The sequence below is a fragment of the Pseudomonas sp. MRSN 12121 genome, assembly GCF_000931465.1.
Taxonomy (GTDB): Bacteria; Pseudomonadota; Gammaproteobacteria; order Pseudomonadales; family Pseudomonadaceae; genus Aquipseudomonas.
Map to the genome: position 1 here is coordinate 5,455,799 of NZ_CP010892.1, position 20,877 is coordinate 5,476,675.

Here is a 20,877-nt window from a genome sequence, read left to right on the forward strand (position 1 = left end):
CTGTCCTGTTAGACTTTGCGCCCTTGTTTTGCTCGCCTTGCAGGATATCCGATGCCCCCGTCGCTGCTTCGCTGGTCTGTGCTGTTCATGGCCTTGAGCCTGAGCGCCTGCGATGACGCCCCGCGCTTTACCCAGGCCGAGCCCGGCGAAGCGCGCGCAGGGGGTGACGCGACCGTGCGCAAGAGCGACCAGAACGCCTTTTCCATGCCGTCGGCCAACCTGTCGCCGAGCCGGCGCCTGGACTTCAGTGTCGGCAACAGCTTCTTCCGCAACCCCTGGGTCATCGCCCCCTCGACCACCACCGCCCGCGATGGCCTGGGCCCGCTGTTCAACACCAACGGCTGCCAGAACTGCCATATCAAGGACGGCCGCGGCCACCCGCCCACGCCCGACTCGGACAACGCGGTGTCGATGCTGGTGCGCCTGTCGATCCCCGACGCTCCGGCCTACGCCAAGGTCATCGAACAGTTGGGCATCGTGCCCGAGCCGGTCTACGGCGGGCAGCTCCAGGACATGGCGGTGCCTGGCGTAGCCCCCGAAGGCAAGGTGCGGGTCGACTACGAACCGCTGAGCGTGCGCTTCAAGGACGGCAGCGAAGTCGAACTGCGCAAACCGAAGCTGCAGATCACCCAGCTCGGCTATGGCCCGATGCATCCCGACACCCGTTTCTCGGCCCGCGTGGCGCCGCCGATGATCGGCCTGGGCCTGCTCGAAGCCATCCCCGAGGCGGCGATCCTGGCCAACGCCGAGGCCCAGGCGAAGGCCAATGACGGCATCGCCGGACGGCCGAACCGGGTCTGGGACGATGCGCAGCAGAAGACCGTGCTCGGGCGTTTTGGCTGGAAAGCCGGGCAACCGAACCTCAATCAACAAAATGTTCACGCGTTCTCTGGTGATATGGGCCTGACCACCCGCCTGAGACCCTTCGATGACTGCACCGACGCCCAGACCGCCTGCAAGCAAGCCCCCAACGGCAATGGCCCGGACGGCGAACCGGAAGTCAGCGACAACATCCTGCGCCTGGTGCTGTTCTACAGCCGCAACCTCGGGGTCCCGGCGCGGCGCGACGTCGACTCGCCGCAGGTCCTGGCCGGCAAGAACCTGTTCTACCAGGCCGGCTGCCAGTCCTGTCATACCCCGCAATTCACCACCGCCACCGATGCCGCGGAACCCGAGCTGGCCAATCAAGTGATCCGCCCCTACAGCGATCTGCTGCTGCACGACATGGGCGAAGGCCTGGCCGACCACCGCAGCGAATTCCAGGCCGGCGGCCGCGACTGGCGCACGCCACCGTTGTGGGGAATCGGCCTGACGGAGACGGTCAGCGGCCATACCCAGTTCCTGCACGACGGCCGCGCCCGCAACCTGCTCGAGGCCGTGCTCTGGCACGGCGGCGAAGCCCGGGCGGCGCAGCAACAGGTTTTATCCTTCAACGCCGAGCAGCGCGCCGCGCTGCTGGCCTTCCTGAATTCTCTTTAACGCCTTCTTACAAGAAACGGGAGCCCGAACATGTTCCGTCCCAAGCTGTTGTTCACCAGCCTTGCCGCCCTCGCCCTGGGCGCCTGCTCGCCCCAGGACCCACAAGCCGTGACCTCGGCGGCCATCGCCAAGCAGGTGATCCTGCCGACGTACAGCCGTTGGGTCGAAGCCGACCGTCAACTGGCGATCAGTGCCCTGGCCTTCTGCGAAGGCAAGCAGAGCCTGGACACCGCCCGCGCCGACTTCCTGCACGCGCAGAAGGCCTGGGCCGAACTGCAACCGCTGCTGATCGGCCCGCTGGCCGAGGGCAACCGTTCCTGGCAGGTGCAATTCTGGCCCGACAAGAAGAACCTGGTCGGCCGTCAGGTCGAGCAACTGGTGACTGCCACGCCACAGATCGACGCCGCCGCCCTGGCCAAGTCCAGCGTCGTGGTGCAGGGCCTCTCGGCCTACGAATACATTCTTTTCGACAGCAAGATCGACATGGCCGACAGCGCGCAGAAAGCCCGCTACTGCCCACTGCTGACCGCCATCGGCGAACGCCAGAAGCAGCTCGCCGAAGAGATCCTGTCGCGCTGGAACACCAATGACGGGATGCTCGCGCAGTTGAGCAAATTCCCCAACCAGCGCTACGCCGACTCCCATGAAGCCATCGCCGACCTGCTGCGGGTCCAGGTCACCGCGCTGGACACCCTGAAGAAAAAACTCGGCACGCCGATGGGCCGCCAGAGCAAGGGCATTCCACAGCCGTTCCAGGCCGATGCCTGGCGCAGCCAGTCGTCGATGCAGAGCCTGGAAGCCAGCCTCGCCGCCGCCCAGACCGTCTGGGCCGGGGTCGACAACAAAGGCCTGCGCAGCCTGTTGCCGGCCGAGCAGAAACCCTTGGCCGACAAGATCGACGCCGCCTACGCCGCTTCGCTGAAGCTGTTCGCCAGCACCCAGCGTTCGCTCACCGAACTGCTGGCCGACGACGCTGGCCGCCAGCAACTGAACGATCTCTACGACAGCCTCAACGTCGTCCACCGCCTGCACGAAGGCGAACTGGCCAAGGCGCTGGGCATCCAACTGGGCTTCAACGCCAACGACGGTGACTGATCATGCTGCGACGTCAGGCTCTGGCACTCGGCAGCCTGCTGCTGAGCGCCGTCACACTGGGTGGCTGGACGCTGTTCAAGCACAAGGACCAGGGCCCGCTGCTGCTCTCGGCGCGGGATGACGGCGACGGCAAGCATTACGCCGTCGGTTATCGCCTGGATGGCAAGCCCGTGTTCGCCACCCGGGTCGGTCAACGCTGCCACGACATCATCAACCACCCGACGCTGCCGATCGCCTTGTTCGTGGCCCGTCGCCCGGGCACCGAAAGCTACCTGATCGACTTGCGCGACGGCAGGTTGCTGCAGACCCTGGCCTCGCAACCGGACCGGCATTTCTACGGCCATGCGGTGATCCACAAGAGCGGCGACTGGCTGTACGCCACCGAAAACGATACCCGCGATCCGGGCCGCGGCCTGCTTGGCGTGTACCGCTTCGAGGGCGAACGCCTGGTACACAGCGGCGAGATCCCGACCCACGGCATCGGCCCGCATCAGGTGTCGTGGCTGCCGGACGGCGAAACCCTGGTGGTGGCCAATGGCGGGATCCGCACCGAGGCCGAAAGCCGCGTCGAGATGAACCTCGATGCCATGGAACCGAGCCTGGTCCTGATGCAGCGCGACGGCACCCTGCTGAGCAAGGAAACCCTGGCCCAGCAGATGAACAGCGTGCGGCACATGGGCATCGCCAGTGACGGCACCATTGTCACCGGCCAGCAATTCATGGGCGCCGCCCACGAGTCCTCGCAGCTGTTGGCGATCAAGCGGCCGGGGCAACCCTTCCAGGCCTTCCCGGTGGCCGAACAGCAGTTGCAGGCGATGGGGCACTACACAGCGAGCGTCGCGGTGCACAGCGAACTGCGCCTGGTGGCGCTCACCGCCCCGCGCGGCAACCGCTTTTTCATCTGGGACCTGGACAGCGCCGAAGTGCGCCTGGACGCGCCCCTGCCAGACTGCGCCGGCGTGGGTGCGGTGGCCGACGGTTTCGTCGTGACCTCGGGCCAGGGACGCTGCCGCTTCTACGACTGTCGCCAGTCACAACTGGTAGCGAAACCCCTGGATCTGCCGGCAGGGCTCTGGGACAACCATTTGCACCTGGTCTAGCTTTTCTGCCCTGACGGCATCGGAAAACGGGACCTCCAGATAACCGGATTGTTATCTGGATGCCCCCGGAAAGTCGGAGTAATGTCCCGGCTACCTGCTGCGTTTTCCCAGCTTCGCTTTTCCAAAGGACCGGAATATGCTGCGCCGCCGCCTGCTTGTCATGTTGGCTGTCGTCCTGTTGATCGTGCTGTCGCTGGCGGGCTACAAGGCCCTCTCCATCTATCGGCAGATCCAGCTTTTCTCGGTGCCCAAGCCGCCCATCAGCGTGGCCGTGGCCACGGCGCATGAACAGCCATGGCAAGCGCGCCTGCCCACGGTCGGCACGCTCAAGGCCCTGCAAGGGGTCAACCTCAGCCTGGAAGTGGCGGGCACCGTCAAGGCGCTGCAGTTCGAGTCCGGGCAGAAGGTCAAGGCCGGACAGCCCCTGCTACAACTCGACAGCGCTGTGGAAAGCGCCCTGCTGGGAACCGCCCAGGCCGACCTGGGGCTGTCCCAGCTGGACTTCGGCCGCGGCAGCCAGCTGGTGGGCAGCCAGGCGATTTCCCGCGGCGAGTTCGATCGCTTGTCGGCGGTACTGCAAAAGAACAAGGCCACGGTCAACCAGCTCAAGGCGGCGCTGGAAAAAAAGCGCCTGCTCGCGCCCTTCGACGGCACCATCGGCATTCGCCAGGTAGATGTCGGCGACTACCTGGCCAGCGGCACCGTCATCGCGACCCTGCAAGACCTCAGCAGCCTGTATGTCGACTTCTTCGTCCCGGAACAGGCGGTGCCGAAAATCGCCCTGGGCCAGCCGGTCAGCGTCGCGGTGTCCGCCTACCCGGGGGAAACGTTCGACGCCCGCATCAGCGCCATCAACCCCAAGGTCGAAGACAGCACGCGCAACGTGCAGGTCCGCGCGACCCTGGCCAACCCCGACGGCAAGCTGCTGCCGGGAATGTTCGCCAACCTGCAGGTGCTGCTGCCCGACCCGCAGCCCCGGGTGGTGGTGCCGGAAAGCGCCATTACCTACACCCTGTACGGCAATTCGCTGTATGTGGTCAGCGAGAAAAAGACCGCCGACGGCCAGCCGGAGAAAGACAGCCAGGGCCAGCCGGTCCTGATCGCCGAGCGGCGCTTCGTCGAAACCGGCGAGCGACGCAACGGCCTGGTGCTGATCAACAAGGGCGTCAGCAGCGGCGAACAGGTGGTCAGCGGCGGGCAGATCAAGCTGGACCATGGCGCCCGCATCGCCACCACCCCGGACAAGCGGCTGCCTACCGAACAGGGCAGCCAGCCACGCGTGGACTGATCGAGGAATCCCCATGGCCTTTACCGATCCGTTCATCCGCCGCCCGGTCCTGGCCACCGTGGTCAGCCTGCTCATCGTGCTGCTGGGGTTCCAGGCCTGGAGCAGGCTGCCGCTGCGCCAGTACCCGCAGATGGAAAACGCCCTGATCACGGTGACTACCGCCTATCCCGGGGCCAACGCCGAAACCATCCAGGGCTATATCACCCAGCCGATGCAGCAGAGCCTGGCCAGCGCCGAGGGCATCGACTACATGACCTCGGTCAGCCGCCAGAACTTCTCGGTGATTTCCGTCTACGCGCGCATCGGCGCCAACAGCGACCGCCTGTTCACCGAGCTGCTGGCCAAGGCCAACGAGGTGAAGAACAAACTGCCCCAGGACGCCGAGGACCCGGTGCTGAGCAAGGAAGCCGCCGATGCCTCGGCGCTGATGTACATCAGCTTTTTCAGCCAGCAACTGAGCAACCCGCAGATCACCGATTACCTGTCCCGGGTGATCCAGCCCAAACTCGCGACCCTGCCGGGCATGGCCGAAGCCGAAATCCTCGGCAACCAGGTGTTCGCCATGCGCCTGTGGCTGGACCCGGTCAGACTCGCCGGCTACGGCCTGAGCGCCAGCGACGTGACCAGCGCGGTGCGCCGCTACAACTTCCTATCCGCCGCCGGCGAGATCAAGGGCGAGTACGTGGTCACCAGCATCAACGCCAGCACCGAACTCAAGACCGCCGAAGCCTTCGCCGCCATCCCCCTGCGGACCGACGGCGACAGCCGGGTACTGCTCAGCGACGTGGCCCGGGTAGAGATGGGCGCGGAGAACTACAACGCCATCAGTTCCTTCGGCGGCGTCCCTTCGGTCTATATCGGCATCAAGGCCACCCCCAACGCCAACCCGCTGGAGGTGATCAGGGAAGTGCGCAAGATCATGCCCGAGCTGGAGGCCCAGTTGCCGCCCAACCTCAAGTCCGAGATCGCCTACGACGCCACGCTGTTCATCCAGGCCTCGATCAACGAGGTGGTGAAAACCCTGTTCGAAGCCGTGCTGATCGTGATCGTGGTGGTCTTCCTGTTCCTCGGCGCGCTGCGCTCGGTGGTGATCCCGGTGGTGACCATCCCGCTGTCGATGATCGGCGTGATGTTCTTCATGCAACTGATGGGCTACTCGATCAACCTGCTGACCCTGCTGGCGATGGTGCTGGCCATCGGCCTGGTGGTGGACGACGCGATCGTGGTGGTGGAAAACATCCATCGGCATATCGAAGAAGGCAAGACGCCCCTGGAGGCGGCCCTCGAAGGCGCCCGGGAAATTGCCATGCCGGTGGTGTCGATGACCATTACCCTGGCCGCGGTCTATGCCCCGATCGGCTTCCTGCAGGGGCTCACCGGGGCGCTGTTCAAGGAGTTCGCCCTGACCCTGGCCGGGGCGGTGGTGATTTCCGGCATCGTCGCCCTGACCCTGTCGCCGATGATGTGCGCCCTGCTCCTGCGCCACGAACAGAACCCCAGCGGCCTGGCCCATCGGCTGGACCTGATTTTCGAGGGGCTCAAGCAGCGCTACCAGCGCCTGCTGCATGGCACCCTCGACACCCGGCCGGTGGTGCTGGTGTTCGCCCTGATCGTGCTGTGCCTGATTCCGGCGCTACTCAAGTTCACCAAGTCGGAACTGGCCCCGGACGAAGACCAGGGCATCATTTTCATGATGGCCACCGCGCCCCAGCCGGCCAACCTGGATTACCTCAACGCCTATACCGACGAGTTCCTGGAGATCTTCAAGACCTTCCCCGAGTACTACTCGTCGTTCCAGATCAATGGCTTCAACGGCGTGCAATCGGGGATCGGCGGCTTCCTGCTCAAGCCCTGGAACGAACGCCAGCGCACGCAGATGCAGATCCTCCCCGAGGTCCAGGCCCGGCTCGCGGGCATCGCCGGGCTGCAGGTGTTCGGTTTCAACCTGCCGTCCCTGCCGGGCACCGGTGAAGGCTTGCCGTTCGCCTTCATCATCAACAGCCCCAACGATTACGAATCCTTGCTGGAACTCTCGAACCGGGTGAAGAAGCGCGTCATGGAGTCGGGCAAGTTCGCCTTCGTCGATATCGACCTGGCGTTCGACAAGCCGGAAGTGGTGGTCGACATCGACCGGGCCAAGGCGGCACAGATGGGCGTGTCGATGCTGGACCTGGGCAGCACCCTGGCGACCTTGCTGGGCGAGGCGGAAATCAACCGGTTCACCATCGATGGCCGCAGCTACAAGGTCATCGCCCAGGTCGAGCGCCCCTATCGCGACAATCCCGAATGGCTGAACAACTACTACGTGAAAAACGCCAGGGACGAGGCGCTGCCGCTCTCGACCCTGATCACCGTCACCGATCGCGCCCGGCCGCGGCAGCTCAACCAGTTCCAGCAACTCAACGCGGCCACCATTTCCGGGTTCCCGATCGTCAGCATGGGGGAAGCGATCGATACCGTGCGCCAGATCGCCGAAGAGGAAGCGCCTCCGGGCTACGCCTTCGACTACGCCGGCGCCTCGCGCCAGTTCGTCCAGGAAGGCCATGCGCTGTGGGTGACCTTCGGCCTCGCGCTGGCGATCATTTTCCTGGTGCTGGCGGCGCAGTTCGAGAGCTTCCGCGATCCGCTGGTGATCCTGGTGACGGTGCCGCTGTCGATCTGCGGAGCCCTGATCCCGCTGTTTCTCGGCTGGTCGAGCATGAACATCTATACCCAGGTCGGGTTGGTGACCCTGATCGGCCTGATCAGCAAGCACGGCATCCTGATCGTCGAGTTCGCCAACCAGTTGCGCAAGGACCAGGGCCTGACCCCGCGCGAGGCCGTGGAGGCCGCGGCGGCCATTCGCCTGCGGCCAGTGCTGATGACCACCGCGGCCATGGTCTTCGGCATGGTGCCGCTGATCCTCGCCACTGGGGCCGGTGCGGTCAGCCGGTTCGACATCGGGACGGTAATCGCCACGGGGATGTCGATCGGCACGCTGTTCACCCTGTTCGTACTGCCCTGCATCTACACCTTGCTGGCCAAGGCGGAACCATGAGGGCCGCAATAAAAAAGGCCTCGCAATGCGAGGCCTCTTATCCGGGTTCGAGGGTATTCAACTCTGCGGCTTCATGGCCTGAGTCAGGCCGAACATGAACAACAGCAGATCCTGGTCAGGTCGCGCCGCGACGGTGGTCTTGGGCACTTTCGCGACCCGTGGCAAAGGGCAATTGGCCCCTGCCTGTGTACTACTGAGAACTTCCATGCGCGGCTGCTCCCAGGCAGCCACCGCCAAGGAGGCAACTGCCAAGGCTCCTACTAAAAACAAACCTCGCGCAATTTCGAGTTTCATCGCTATAAGCCTTTGATAGCGCTGCCAAACGCCGTTTTATAAAAGTAGTAGAGTTTGTCCCAGTCCGTGGCATTCCACGACGAGTGGCGACGCAATTGTTTGATGTCATGGGCCGCAGCCCGTTTGGCGGTCAGCCGCTGGCGGCATTTCTCGAAGTCCAGCAAGGCGATTTCCACCTTCGCGGCCTCCCCCTCGCCACTGACCCGCACGAACACGTGCTTGATATACAGGCAGCCATGCTGCCAGCGGCCCTTGTGCATCCGCGCCAGGGTGGCCGCCAATTCCTTCAGTACCCGCTCGTGCAACGCCTCGCCATGGCGCTCGCGCTCGCCAGCGGCGTACCACTGCTCGATTTCCACGAAACCTTCCAGGGCCTCGGTCACCAGCAATGCCCGCCATTGTCCCTGGGAATCCCGCTGGGCACCGCAGAACACCAATTGCGGTACGTTCACATTGAGCTGGCTCAGGCCCTTGAGCGCATCCTGCTCGCGCAGCACCGTGGGGCGTCCGAAAGGATGCAACCAGCTGCGATAGATATGGCCCACCTGCCGCTTGGCATACAGCGTCCGCCCATCGGCACCGGTAATACGTTGAACGCCACTTTCTCCACCACGACGCTTATTCGGCTCTTCGACCCACTCGCCCTGCCGACTCCAGAAGTAGTCGAAACGGTCTACAGCAGCGACTTCCATTTCCGGTGCACATTCAACGGCCATCCTGTTACCTCTTGCGTAATACGTAGACTCGCCACATGGCGTAGAGCGGAAAAAAGTCCAGATGATCCTGGACACGAAAACCCGCCTGCTTGAATTCTTCTTCAACCGTAGCAGCCGGTAACACAAAACGGTTCTGGTAACCTTCCTGCCCGGATTCCTGCTTGCGCCGCACTTCCATGCGCTTGCGTTTCCAGGCCTTGAAATTGCCATCGACCCACAACGAAACGATCACGCTGTCCCGGGTAACCCGCTGAAACTCCTGCAACAACGCCATCCGATGGTCCGACTCGCCAATGTGGTGCAGCAGCCGCATGCAGAAAATGCTGTCGACGGCGTTGTCCGGCAAGTCGATGTCGAACGCAGATGTCTGCAAAGGTCGTACCCGTTTCACCACCTCGGCCGGTTGCGCCACCGTGGCGATCTTCAGCATCGCCGCCGAGTTGTCCGCACCGATGATCACCCGGTTGGGCTTTTCCGCCAGCAAGGGCCAGAAACGCCCGGCCCCACAGGGCAGGTCGAGCACCAGGCCCGGTTCGCCGGCCATGGCCAGCGCCGCACGCGCCAGTTGCTCGTCACGCTTGTGGGACAAACGGCGGGACATGCCGTCCTGATGCTTGAGCAGATACTCCTGCGCGTGTTGTTCGTCGTACTTGTCGGAAAATTCCAGCTTGATCGGGGGGGCCATCACACAGTCTCCTGAATCTGATGGCCCACCTTAGGCAGCGGCTTGTCAGCTTCAGGTCATGTCTTTGTGAAAACTTCGTCCGGTCCAGAGTGGAAATATTTCAGGGTTTTACAGCCTCTCACAGGTGGCCTGGGGCCATCATTCACGCAGATTTCCGACCGTCTGCCCCCAGTCCACAGGTGATAAAGACCCTCATGCCGTATGACGGTTCAACTCGACATGAAAGCGGCAGCCATTGGGTTCCATGGTGCTCAGCGTCACGCTCCAGCCCTGGTCCTCGCAGATCCGCTGCACCAGCGACAAGCCCAGGCCCAGCCCTTCGCCACGCTTCTCGTCGCCACGCACGAAGGGCTCGAACATGGCCTCGCGCTTTTCCTCGGGAATGCCAACGCCGCTGTCCTCGACCACAAAGCCGCTGGGCTCCAGGCTCAGGCGGATGAAACCCTGTTCGGTGTAATGCAGGGCATTACGCAACAGATTGCCCATCACCGCATGCAGGAAGGTGGCGTTATAACGGGTATCCAGTGGCTGACCAGGCTCGAACACCAGTTCGAGCCCCTTCTGCCTGATCGGCTCGCCCCACAACCCCATCAGGTCCTCGGCCACCTGCTTCAGGGTGAACTGGGGCGACATGCCCTCATCGCGCTGGGCCCGCGCCAGCATCAGGAAGGTCTGCACCAGTTCGCGCATTTCACCGCACGCCCGGGCGATGCGTTCGACCTGGTTGCGACCGCGCTGATCGATGGCCGGGTTTTCCAGCAACAGCTCGCAGGAGGTGGCCAGCACCATCAGCGGCGTGCGCAATTCGTGGCTGACGTCGCTGGTGAACAGGCGCTCGCGAGTCAGGGCCTGGCGCAGACGCCCCAGGGTCGCGTCGAAAGCCACCGCCAGTTCCCCCACCTCGTCGGCGGCATAGTCCGGCGCCAAGGGGGGCGCCAGTCCCAGCAACTGATCGCGATGGCGCACCTGGCGCGCCAGCCTGACCACGGGCGCCATGACCCGGCGTGCCAACACCCAACCGAGGAACACCGCCAGAGCCAGGCTCAGCACGAAGCCCACCAGGACCACGGCGAACAACACCCGCTCGCGCTCCTCGAAATCGCTCTGGTCCTGCAGCAGCACGTAGCGCCGGCCGTCGACCACCTCGACCATCGCGTGATACGACAGTTGCTCGCGAAATACTTCGTGAAAGCCCGGATCCAGATGCCGCAGGTCCTTGGGCAACTCGAAGTCGCCGCGCCCGCCGCTGAAGTAGAACAGCTGGTCCGGTTCGGGACGGTGGCTCCAGTCCGACACGTTGTCCATCAGCAACAGACGCTGAAGGTCGCCTCCCAGGCCCGCGGAAATCAGCTTTTCTTCCACCAGGTGCACCGTCGCCACGATCCCCATGGCGAAGGCTCCGGCCACCAGCGCGCTCATCAACGCAAAGGCGATGATGATCCGCTGGGAAAGGCTTTGCTTAAACTCCATCACGACCCTCAGCCAGGCGGTAACCGACACCGTGCACGGTATGCAGCAACGGTTTGCCGAACGGCTTGTCGATCACCTGGCGCAACTGGTGAACGTGGCTGCGCAGGCTGTCGCTGTCCGGGCAGTCGTCGCCCCACAGCGCTTCCTCGAGGATTTCACGGCGCAACACGTGCGGGCTTTTCTGCATCAGCACCGCAAGCAACTTGAGCCCCACGGGGTTGAGCTTGAGCAGGCGCCCTTCGCGGGTGACCTCCAGGGTATCGAGGTCGTAATTCAGGTCGCCGACCTGCAAGGCGCGGCGCCCGCCGCCCTGGGTACGGCGCATGACCGCCTCGATGCGTGCGGCCAGTTCGGACAGGGCAAACGGCTTGACCAGATAATCGTCGGCCCCGGACTTGAATCCCTGCAGGCGATCATCCAGTTGATCGCGCGCGGTGAGCATGATCACCGGCGTATCGCGGCGCGCATCTTCGCGCAGGCGCTTGCACAGGGTGTAGCCGTCGATGCCCGGCAGCATGATGTCGAGCACGATCAGGTCGTAATGTTCGGTGGCGGCCAGGTGCAGGCCCGACAGGCCATCCTGGGCACAATCCACGGTGTAGCCCTTGAGCCCCAGGTAATCTGCCAGGTTGGCCAGAATATCGCGGTTGTCTTCAACCAACAGGATTCGCATGGGCACTTTCTCCGTACAGGGTTGCGACCGTCTTGGCTCGGCAGCTTAAGGCCAAGCGTGGCTGACGGCTAGGGCCGTTCAATACGCTGCGGCGAATGCCGGCATGGGATACTGCCGCCTTGACAAGTTTTTCACTCATGCTTCACACGCTGCCAACAGCGGCGTGCCCAGACTCCGCGGGACTCCGCGACCGCAACGCGCCCTTCGAAGGATTTTCCATGGCCTCATCCCTTGCCCGCCCTGCCTCCAGACCTCTTAACGGCTGGATCTGCCTGGGCATTCCCGGCTTAGCCGCCATCATGCTGCTCCTGCTCGAACTGACCTCCCTGGACATGGACCTGGCCAAGGCCTTTTATGATCCCGCCGCGGGTGGCTTCATCGGCAGCCATAGCTATTTCCTGGAAAACATCCTGCACGACCGGGCCAAGCAGGTGGTCATCGCCTTTTCGGTGCTGGCGATCGTCGGTTTCATCGGCGCCTTTTTCATCCAGCGGCTCAAGCCCTTCAAGCGCGAGCTGGGTTGCCTGGTGTTGTCGCTGGGCCTGGCCACGGCCTTCGTCACCCCGGTCAAGGCCATCACCGCCGTGCAATGCCCCTGGAGCCTGAAAGAGTTCGGTGGCAAGGAAACCTACAGCGAGCTGCTCAGCCCACGACCGGCGACCGACAAGCCCGGCCGCTGCTGGCCAGGCGGCCATGCGGCCACCGGCTTTACCCTGTTCGCCCTGTTTTTTGTCCTGCGTGATCGCCGCCCGCGCCTGGCGCGCCAGGCGCTGGTGTTTGCCTTTGCCCTCGGCACGGTGTTTTCGATCGGACGCATGCTGCAAGGCGCGCACTTCTTCTCCCACAACGTCTGGACGGCGATTTTCTGCTGGCTGATCTGCCTGGGGGCGTATTACTTCATTCTCTACAAGCCGCAAGGCAAGGCTGACCCGCTCCTCGAAGCGGAACCGGCAAACGCCTGAGGCCTTTCGCCGGACAGGCCCGTTCCCGCAGCCATCCCCAGGGCGGCGGGAACGAGAGGGTTCACGATGGCCCTGGCGCAAATGCCCCGCCCATAAAAAAGCCCCGCCGGCTTTCACCGGCGGGGCTTTTTCGTTGCAGGGGGTAAGGCTGGCTTACATCATGCCGCCCATGCCACCCATGCCGCCCATGTCTGGCATGCCGCCGCCAGCTGGAGCGTCTTTCTTCGGTGCGTCAGCCACAGCTGCTTCGGTGGTCAGGATCAGACCGCCGATGGAAGCAGCAGCTTGCAGCGCCGAACGGGTCACCTTGGTTGGGTCCAGGATGCCCATTTCGATCATGTCGCCGTATTCGCCGGAAGCAGCGTTGTAACCGAAGTTACCTTTGCCGTTCTTCACTTCGTTGACCACAACGCTTGGCTCGTCGCCGCTGTTGGCGGAGATCTGGCGCAGCGGAGCTTCAACGGCGCGACGCAGAACCGCGATACCCACGTCCTGGTCAGCGTTGTCGCCCTTCAGGTCGACGATCGCTTGCAGGGCACGGATCAGGGCCACGCCACCGCCAGGCACCACGCCTTCTTCGACGGCTGCACGGGTAGCGTGCAGGGCGTCTTCAACGCGGGCTTTCTTCTCTTTCATTTCAACTTCGGAGCCAGCGCCAACCTTGATCACCGCAACGCCGCCGGACAGCTTGGCCAGGCGCTCTTGCAGTTTTTCACGGTCGTAGTCCGAGGAAGTCTCGGCCACTTGGGCACGGATCTGAGCGATACGGGCTTCGATGTCGGACTGGTTGCCAGCACCGTCGACCACGGTGGTGTTTTCCTTGGACAGGGTCACGCGCTTGGCGCTGCCCAGGTGCTCCAGGGTGGTGCTTTCCAGGCTCAGGCCGATCTCTTCGGAGATCACGGTACCGCCGGTCAGAACGGCGATGTCCTGCAGCATGGCCTTGCGACGGTCGCCGAAGCCTGGTGCCTTGACGGCAGCGACTTTGACGATGCCACGCATGTTGTTCACAACCAGGGTCGCCAGGGCTTCGCCTTCGACGTCTTCAGCCACGATCAGCAGTGGGCGGCCGGCTTTGGCAACGGCTTCCAGCACTGGCAGCATTTCGCGGATGTTGGAGATCTTCTTGTCCACCAGCAGGATCAGCGGGCTGTCCAGCTCGGCAACCATGGTGTCTGGCTTGTTGACGAAGTAAGGGGACAGGTAGCCGCGGTCGAACTGCATGCCTTCAACGACGGACAGTTCGTTTTCCAGGCCGGTGCCTTCTTCAACGGTGATCACGCCTTCTTTACCGACTTTTTCCATGGCTTCGGCAATGATGTCGCCGATGGAGTTGTCGGAGTTGGCGGAGATGGTACCGACCTGAGCGATGGCCTTGGTGTCCGCGCATGGCTTGGACAGGGCCTTCAGCTCCTTGACGATGGCGATGGTCGCCTTGTCGATGCCGCGCTTGAGGTCCATCGGGTTCATGCCGGCAGCAACGGCCTTCAGGCCTTCGTTGACGATCGACTGAGCCAGGACGGTAGCGGTGGTGGTGCCGTCGCCCGCGTCATCGTTGGCACGGGAGGCAACGTCCTTGACCAGCTGCGCGCCCATGTTCTCGAAACGGTCTTCCAGCTCGATTTCCTTGGCTACGGAAACGCCGTCCTTGGTGATGGTCGGAGCGCCGAAGCTCTTTTCCAGGATCACGTTACGGCCTTTCGGGCCCAGGGTCGCTTTTACCGCGTCAGCCAGGACGTTAACGCCGGTGAGCATTTTCTTGCGGGCGGAGTCGCCGAATTTAACTTCTTTAGCAGCCATGATCGATATTCCTTAAATACTTTGTAGTAACGGGAAAATGAGCGGGTAATCAGCCTTCGATAACAGCGAGAATCTCGTTCTCGGCCATTACCAGCAGGTCCTCGCCGTCTACTTTCACAGTGTTGCTGCCGGAGTAAGGGCCGAACACAACCTTGTCACCCACTTTCACGGCCAGCGCACGTACTTCACCGTTTTCCAGCACTTTGCCGGTACCTACAGCGATCACTTCACCGCTGTTGGCTTTCTCAGCAGCCGAACCTGGCAGAACGATACCGCCAGCGGTTTTCTTTTCTTCTTCGCTGCGACGGATGACGACGCGGTCATGCAGAGGACGAAGCTTCATTGTCGATCTCTCCTAATTATGGTTTTCAGCGGCCGGTGTCGTACCGGCGGGTTAACAAATCCGGCGTGGCCGGGTACGGCTCGACGAGCGAGACGCGGAAGTCTGTCTGGTGTCACCACCAGAAACCTTGCGGTGACCGATACATGAGGGCACGCAAGCCTATTACAAGGGCAACCTGGTGAAATTTTTTTGATTTTCAGCCGGGTAAAACGAACACGGCACCCGAAGGTGCCGTGTCGCTCATTTACAGGGTCAGGAATCGCGGTGTTCGAATTCGCCTTCGATCACGTTCGGCTCGCGTCCCACGGGACGCTGCGGCGCGGGCCCGCCGCGGGCGGCCTGCATGTCGTCGGCGAAGGCGCGCTGGCGCATGGCTTGTTCTTCGGCACGCTGGCGCATCTTGCCGGCCATCAGGCGGCGGGTGATCGGCAGCAGCAGGAGCAGGCCGAACACATCGCTGATGAAACCCGGCAGGATCAACAGGCCGCCGGCCAGGGCCAGCATCAGGCCTTCGAGCATGGTCTGGGCCGGCAACTCGCCGCGGTTCAGGCTTTCACGGGCGCGCAACGCCGTGGCCAGCCCCGCGACACGCAGCACCAGCACACCCAGCATCGAGCCCAGGATAATCAGCAGCAGCGCCGGGAAAAACCCGATCGCCGCACTGACCTTGACGAAGACGAACAGCTCTAGCACCGGGAACAGCAGAAAGAGCAACAGAAAAGGGCGCATCAAATGGTTTCCTCTACGGAAGAAGTCCTTCCAGTAGACCCTAGATGACGTCGGCAATTCGTGATTTCAAGCCTCAGCACCGGCCTTTTTCGGCCATTGTTCGGCGTGAGCCAGGAAAACCAGGGCCTCGCGCACTTGTGTCGGCGTATTGCAGGGGCTTGGGAAAGGCAGCCAGTACACCCCTTGGCCGATGCGCAGGTGCATGCCCTCGGTGTCGATGCCGACCAGTTGCGCCGCGGCGGTTTTCGGCAACCCGGCCAGCTCGACGTAATGGGCGATGGCCTTGGCGTGATCGCTGTTCATGTGCTCGATCATGCTCGCCTCGGCCTTGCCGGCGAACGGGTTGGCCAGCGTCACCTGGTCAATCCAGTGGATCGCGCCAAAGCCGCCGATGTAGCGATGACGCACCGGCTTGAGCAACCAGAAATCGAAATCATGGGCCTGGTGATAGTTCTGCGACTCCGGAAAGTACCGGTAATAGCGTTCGGCTGCCGCCTCGATCGCCGCGGCGTCGGCGATCTTTTCCGCTTCGGCCAGGCAGGTCAGGCGCCCTACCGCCTGCACATCCTCGGCCTCGCGCTCGCCCACCAGCAGCGAACACTTGGGATCCTTGAGCAGGTTGTGGGTGTGCTGGGCAATGCGGCTGATCAGGATCAGCGGCCGCCCCTGCTCGTCCAGGCAATAAGGAACCACGGAGCCGAAGGGAAAACCCGGCATGGCCTTGGAATGCGTCGACAACACGCCACGGTATTCCTTGAGCAGTAATTCTCGTGCATGCTTGGCAGCTTCAACGCTCAATTTATGACTCCTTATATAGAATCCGTCGAAAACGGACGGGCGTCTGGAGCAAAGTTCCAGCGACGCCATCGGGGCAATTCTCACTCTGCAGCCAGGCCATGCCCGCCGCAAGAGAGGCGCCTAACCAAGGACACCACTCCAGACCTGCTACGGGGGCATGCGAATGCAACTCAATGACAAAGTAATCATTATCACCGGCGGTTGCCAGGGTTTGGGCCGCTCCATGGCGGAGTATTTCGCGGCCAAGGGGGCGCGGCTGGCACTGGTCGACCTGAACCAGGAAAAGCTCGACCAGGCCGTCGCCGCCTGCCAGGCCGCGGGTGGCGAAGCCCGTGCCTATCTGTGCAACGTCGCCAATGAAGAACAGGTGGAACACATGGTCGCCCAGGTGGCCGCGGACTTCGGCGCCATCCACGGCCTGGTCAACAACGCCGGGATCCTGCGCGACGGCCTGCTGCTCAAGGTCAAGGATGGCCAGATGAGCAAGATGAGCCTGGCCCAGTGGCAATCGGTGATCGACGTCAACCTGACCGGGGTCTTCCTCTGCACCCGCGAAGTCGCGGCAAAGATGGTCGAGTTGCAGAACAGTGGCGCGATCATCAACATTTCCTCGATCTCCCGGGCCGGCAATATCGGCCAGACCAACTATTCCGCCGCCAAGGCCGGAGTCGCCGCCGCGACTGTGACCTGGGCCAAGGAACTGGCGCGCTACGGCATCCGCGTGGCGGGAATCGCCCCAGGTTTCATCGAGACCGAAATGACCCTGGGCATGAAGCCCGAGGCCCTGGAGAAGATGACCTCCGGCATCCCGCTCAAGCGCATGGGCAAGCCGGAAGAGATCGCCCACTCGGCGGTCTATATCTTCGAGAACGATTACTACACCGGGCGGATCCTGGAGCTGGACGGCGGCCTGCGTATCTGAGCCTTGCCCTGATCCGTCTCCCACAAAAAAGCCCGGTGTAACGCACCGGGCTTTTTTTGTTCGCCAGCGCCTCAGTCGTCGCTGACGGTGATGTTCGGCATCGCCGGTGCCGCGGCTTCCTGCAACACGATGCGCGCTCCGACCTGGCGGGCCAGTTCCTGATAGACCATGGCGATCTGGCTTTCCGGCTCGGCGATCACGGTCGGCTTGCCGCCGTCGGCCTGCTCGCGAATCAGCATCGACAGCGGCAGCGAGGCCAGCAGTTCGACGCCGTACTGGGTGGCCAACTTCTCGCCGCCGCCTTCGCCGAACAGGTGCTCGGCATGACCGCAGTTGGAGCAGATGTGCACGGCCATGTTTTCCACCACGCCCAGCACCGGGATGTTGACCTTGCGGAACATCTCCACGCCCTTGCGCGCGTCCAGCAGCGCCAGGTCCTGCGGGGTGGTAACGATCACCGCGCCGGCCACCGGGACCTTCTGCGCCAGGGTCAGCTGGATATCGCCGGTGCCCGGCGGCATGTCGATCACCAGGTAGTCCAGGTCGCCCCAGGCGGTCTGGGTCACCAGTTGCAGCAAGGCGCCGGAAACCATCGGGCCGCGCCAGACCATCGGCGTGTTGTCGTCGGTCAGGAAGGCCATGGACATGACCTCGACCCCGTGGGACTTGATCGGCACGAACCACTTCTGGTCCTTGACCTGCGGTCGGGTGCCCTCGGCGATGCCGAACATGATGCCCTGGCTCGGCCCATAGATGTCGGCATCGAGAATCCCCACCCGGGCGCCTTCGCGTGCCAGGGCCAGGGCCAGGTTGGCCGCGGTGGTGGACTTGCCCACGCCGCCCTTGCCGGACGCCACCGCCACCACGTTCTTGACGTTGGCCAGTCCCGGCACCTGGGCCTGGGCCTTGTGCGCGGCGATCACGCTGGTGACTTCGACCTTGGCCGAACTCACGCCATCCAGACCTTCGATGGCCAGTTGCAGCATCTGCGCCCAGCCGCTCTTGAACAGGCCTGCGGCATAGCCCAGCTCCAGCTGGACCGTTACCCGGTCGCCCTGGACCTCGATGGAACGGACACAACCGGCGCTGACCGGGTCCTGGTTCAGGTAAGGGTCGGTGTACTGGCGAAGCACGGCTTCCACCGCTGCGCGATTGACGGCGCTCATGGGCAACTCCGATAACAAGACTGGAAAATCAGGCGGCTATCCTACGCCGGACACCGATCCGTGGCGAGGGAGCCGGCCGCGGGTCATGCCCGCCGGTGACCAGCGCATCCGGAAACCGGCCCGAAGGGTGAAAAATATGCGCCGGCGCTTTATAGTGGCCGACCTCCGTTTCATCAAGTAGCCGAGCCCCATGTCCGAGCCACGCAAGATCCTCGTCACCAGCGCCCTGCCCTATGCCAATGGTTCGATCCACCTTGGCCACATGCTTGAGTACATCCAGACCGATATGTGGGTGCGCTTCCAGAAGCATCGCGGCAATCAATGCATCTATGTCTGCGCGGACGACGCTCACGGCTCGGCCATCATGCTGCGCGCGGAAAAGGAAGGCATCACCCCGGAACAACTGATCGCCAATGTCCAGGCCGAACACAGCGCCGACTTTGCCGACTTCCTGGTGGACTTCGACAACTTCCACTCGACCCACGCCGAGGAAAACCGCGAGCTGTCGAGCCAGATCTACCTGAAGCTGCGTGACGCCGGGCACATCGCCACGCGTTCGATCACCCAGTACTTCGACCCGGAAAAACAAATGTTCCTGGCCGACCGCTTCATCAAGGGCACCTGCCCGAAATGCGGCACCGAAGACCAGTACGGCGACAACTGCGAAAAGTGCGGCGCCACCTACGCGCCTACCGACCTGAAGGATCCGAAGTCGGCGATCTCCGGCGCCACTCCGGTGCTCAAGGATTCCCAGCACTTCTTCTTCAAGCTGCCGGACTTCCAGCAAATGCTGCAGGAGTGGACCCGCAGCGGCACCCTGCAGGACGCCGTGGCGAACAAGATCGCCGAATGGCTGGACGTCGGCCTGCAGCAGTGGGACATCTCCCGCGACGCGCCGTACTTCGGTTTCGAGATCCCGGGCGAACCGGGCAAGTACTTCTACGTCTGGCTGGACGCGCCGATCGGCTACATGGCCAGCTTCAAGAACCTGTGCAACCGCACGCCGGAGCTGGACTTCGACGCGTTCTGGGGCAAGGACTCGACGGCCGAGCTGTACCATTTCATCGGCAAGGACATCGTCAACTTCCACGCACTGTTCTGGCCCGCCATGCTCGAAGGCGCCGGCTACCGCAAGCCGACCGGCATCAACGTGCACGGCTACCTGACCGTCAACGGCCAGAAGATGTCCAAGTCCCGCGGCACCTTCATCAAGGCCCGCACCTACCTCGACCACCTGTCGCCGGAATACCTGCGCTACTACTATGCGTCCAAGCTGGGCCGCGGCGTCGACGACCTGGACCTGAACCTCGAAGACTTCGTGCAGAAGGTCAACTCCGACCTGGTGGGCAAGGTGGTGAACATCGCCAGCCGTTGCGCCGGCTTCATCCACAAGGGCAATGCCGGCGTGCTGGTGGACCGCAACGCCGCGCCGGAACTGACCGACGCCTTCCTGGCCGCCGCGCCAGGCATCGCCGATGCCTATGAAGCCCGCGACTTCGCCCGTGCCATGCGCGAGATCATGGCCCTGGCCGACCGCGCCAACGCCTGGATCGCCGACAAGGCGCCCTGGTCGCTGAACAAGCAGGAAGGCAAGCAGGACGAGGTCCAGGCCATCTGCGCCACCGGCGTCAACCTGTTCCGCCAGCTGGTGATCTTCCTCAAGCCGGTGCTGCCGCTGCTGGCCGCCGATGCCGAGGCGTTCCTCAACGTCGCCCCGCTGACCTGGAACGACCACCAGACCCTGCTGAGCAACCACCAGCTGAACGAATTCAAGCCGCTGATGACGCGGATCGACCCGGTAAAAGTACAAGCCATGACCGACGCCTCGAAAGAAGACCTGACCGCCAGCCAGACCGACACCGGCGCAGCCGCCCCGGCCGGCAATGGCGAACTGGCCAAGGACCCGCTGTCGCCGGAAATCGACTTCGACACCTTCGCCGCCATCGACCTGCGCGTGGCCCTGATCGTCAAGGCCGAGCACGTGGAGGGCGCCGACAAGCTGCTGCGCCTGACGCTGGACATCGGTGACGAGCAACGCAACGTGTTCTCCGGGATCAAGAGCGCCTACCCGGATCCGTCCAAGCTCGACGGCCGCCTGACCATGATGATCGCCAACCTCAAGCCACGGAAAATGAAATTCGGCATCTCCGAAGGCATGGTGATGGCGGCCGGTCCCGGCGGCAAAGAAATCTACCTGCTGAGCCCGGACAGCGGCGCCAAGCCGGGCCAGCGGATCAAGTAAACCCGCTTGCAGGACCAATCCCCCCGTCGCGCCGTCGCGTGGCGGGGGGATTTTCATATCTGGATGGGCCTGCGCCCT

Annotated in this window: 18 protein-coding genes; 8 read left to right on the top strand and 10 right to left on the bottom strand. The window is 63.4% G+C overall.

The window, feature by feature from the left end:
• The first annotated feature begins 51 nt into the window (after positions 1-51).
• The 5 genes from TO66_RS24725 to TO66_RS24745 all read left to right on the top strand — a co-directional run bounded on the left by TO66_RS24725 (position 52) and on the right by TO66_RS24745 (position 7,999).
• Positions 52-1,479: a di-heme oxidoredictase family protein gene (locus tag TO66_RS24725; protein ID WP_044464736.1), complete on the top strand. Its 1,428-nt coding sequence runs from the start codon at positions 52-54 to the stop codon at positions 1,477-1,479.
• Positions 1,480-1,509: 30 nt separating this feature from the next.
• Positions 1,510-2,574 carry an imelysin family protein gene (locus TO66_RS24730; protein WP_044464737.1) on the top strand — a complete coding sequence of 355 codons (1,065 nt, stop codon included), beginning with the start codon at positions 1,510-1,512 and terminating at the stop codon, positions 2,572-2,574.
• 2 nt (positions 2,575-2,576) lie between these two features.
• Entirely contained in the window at positions 2,577-3,674 is a 1,098-nt protein-coding gene (locus tag TO66_RS24735; RefSeq protein WP_044464738.1) for a DUF1513 domain-containing protein, read from the top strand.
• A gap of 136 nt (positions 3,675-3,810) precedes the next feature.
• Positions 3,811-4,962, top strand: a complete 1,152-nt coding sequence (locus TO66_RS24740) for an efflux RND transporter periplasmic adaptor subunit (protein ID WP_044464739.1) — start codon at positions 3,811-3,813, stop codon at positions 4,960-4,962.
• Between the two features lie 13 nt (positions 4,963-4,975).
• Positions 4,976-7,999: a multidrug efflux RND transporter permease subunit gene (locus tag TO66_RS24745; RefSeq protein WP_044464740.1), complete on the top strand. Its 3,024-nt coding sequence runs from the start codon at positions 4,976-4,978 to the stop codon at positions 7,997-7,999.
• 57 nt (positions 8,000-8,056) lie between these two features.
• Here TO66_RS24745 and TO66_RS24750 read toward each other — a convergent pair whose 3' ends face one another.
• The 5 genes from TO66_RS24750 to colR form a co-directional block, all read right to left on the bottom strand.
• Positions 8,057-8,293 (bottom strand): hypothetical protein, encoded by a 237-nt coding sequence (locus TO66_RS24750; RefSeq protein ID WP_044464741.1) that lies wholly within the window; start codon positions 8,291-8,293, stop codon positions 8,057-8,059.
• A gap of 2 nt (positions 8,294-8,295) precedes the next feature.
• Positions 8,296-9,009 (bottom strand): lipopolysaccharide kinase InaA family protein, encoded by a 714-nt coding sequence (locus TO66_RS24755; protein WP_044464742.1) that lies wholly within the window; start codon positions 9,007-9,009, stop codon positions 8,296-8,298.
• A 4-nt stretch (positions 9,010-9,013) separates the two neighbouring features.
• On the bottom strand, positions 9,014-9,694 hold the full coding sequence (locus TO66_RS24760; RefSeq protein WP_044464743.1) for a class I SAM-dependent methyltransferase: 681 nt from the start codon (positions 9,692-9,694) through the stop codon (positions 9,014-9,016).
• Positions 9,695-9,886: 192 nt separating this feature from the next.
• The gene (locus TO66_RS24765) at positions 9,887-11,164 is read right to left on the bottom strand and encodes a HAMP domain-containing sensor histidine kinase (protein WP_044464744.1); all 1,278 of its coding nucleotides are present in this window, start codon (positions 11,162-11,164) and stop codon (positions 9,887-9,889) included.
• Positions 11,154-11,837: a two-component system response regulator ColR gene (gene colR / locus TO66_RS24770; protein ID WP_044464745.1), complete on the bottom strand. Its 684-nt coding sequence runs from the start codon at positions 11,835-11,837 to the stop codon at positions 11,154-11,156. The genes TO66_RS24765 and colR overlap by 11 nt, the downstream gene beginning before the upstream one ends.
• A 218-nt stretch (positions 11,838-12,055) precedes the next feature.
• On the opposite strand from colR, the gene TO66_RS24775 reads away from it, so the two are divergent.
• Positions 12,056-12,799 carry a phosphatase PAP2 family protein gene (locus TO66_RS24775; RefSeq protein ID WP_044464746.1) on the top strand — a complete coding sequence of 248 codons (744 nt, stop codon included), beginning with the start codon at positions 12,056-12,058 and terminating at the stop codon, positions 12,797-12,799.
• 153 nt (positions 12,800-12,952) lie between these two features.
• Here TO66_RS24775 and groL read toward each other — a convergent pair whose 3' ends face one another.
• From groL to TO66_RS24795, 4 genes are all read right to left on the bottom strand, one after another.
• Entirely contained in the window at positions 12,953-14,599 is a 1,647-nt protein-coding gene (groL, locus tag TO66_RS24780) for a chaperonin GroEL (RefSeq protein WP_044464747.1), read from the bottom strand.
• A gap of 49 nt (positions 14,600-14,648) precedes the next feature.
• A complete protein-coding gene (locus TO66_RS24785; protein WP_044464748.1) occupies positions 14,649-14,942 on the bottom strand; it encodes a co-chaperone GroES in 294 nt (97 codons plus the stop codon).
• Positions 14,943-15,194: 252 nt separating this feature from the next.
• Entirely contained in the window at positions 15,195-15,671 is a 477-nt protein-coding gene (locus tag TO66_RS24790; RefSeq protein WP_044464749.1) for an FxsA family protein, read from the bottom strand.
• A 66-nt stretch (positions 15,672-15,737) separates the two neighbouring features.
• Positions 15,738-16,469: a HugZ family protein gene (locus TO66_RS24795; protein WP_044464750.1), complete on the bottom strand. Its 732-nt coding sequence runs from the start codon at positions 16,467-16,469 to the stop codon at positions 15,738-15,740.
• 163 nt (positions 16,470-16,632) lie between these two features.
• Here TO66_RS24795 and TO66_RS24800 point away from each other — a divergent pair, with 163 nt between their 5' ends.
• Positions 16,633-17,391, top strand: a complete 759-nt coding sequence (locus TO66_RS24800) for an SDR family oxidoreductase (RefSeq protein WP_044464751.1) — start codon at positions 16,633-16,635, stop codon at positions 17,389-17,391.
• A 71-nt stretch (positions 17,392-17,462) separates the two neighbouring features.
• Here TO66_RS24800 and apbC read toward each other — a convergent pair whose 3' ends face one another.
• Positions 17,463-18,557 (bottom strand): iron-sulfur cluster carrier protein ApbC, encoded by a 1,095-nt coding sequence (gene apbC, locus TO66_RS24805; protein WP_044464752.1) that lies wholly within the window; start codon positions 18,555-18,557, stop codon positions 17,463-17,465.
• A 190-nt stretch (positions 18,558-18,747) separates the two neighbouring features.
• Between apbC and metG the strand changes: the two genes are divergently transcribed.
• Positions 18,748-20,799 (top strand): methionine--tRNA ligase, encoded by a 2,052-nt coding sequence (gene metG / locus TO66_RS24810; RefSeq protein WP_044464753.1) that lies wholly within the window; start codon positions 18,748-18,750, stop codon positions 20,797-20,799.
• Positions 20,800-20,877 lie beyond the last annotated feature (78 nt).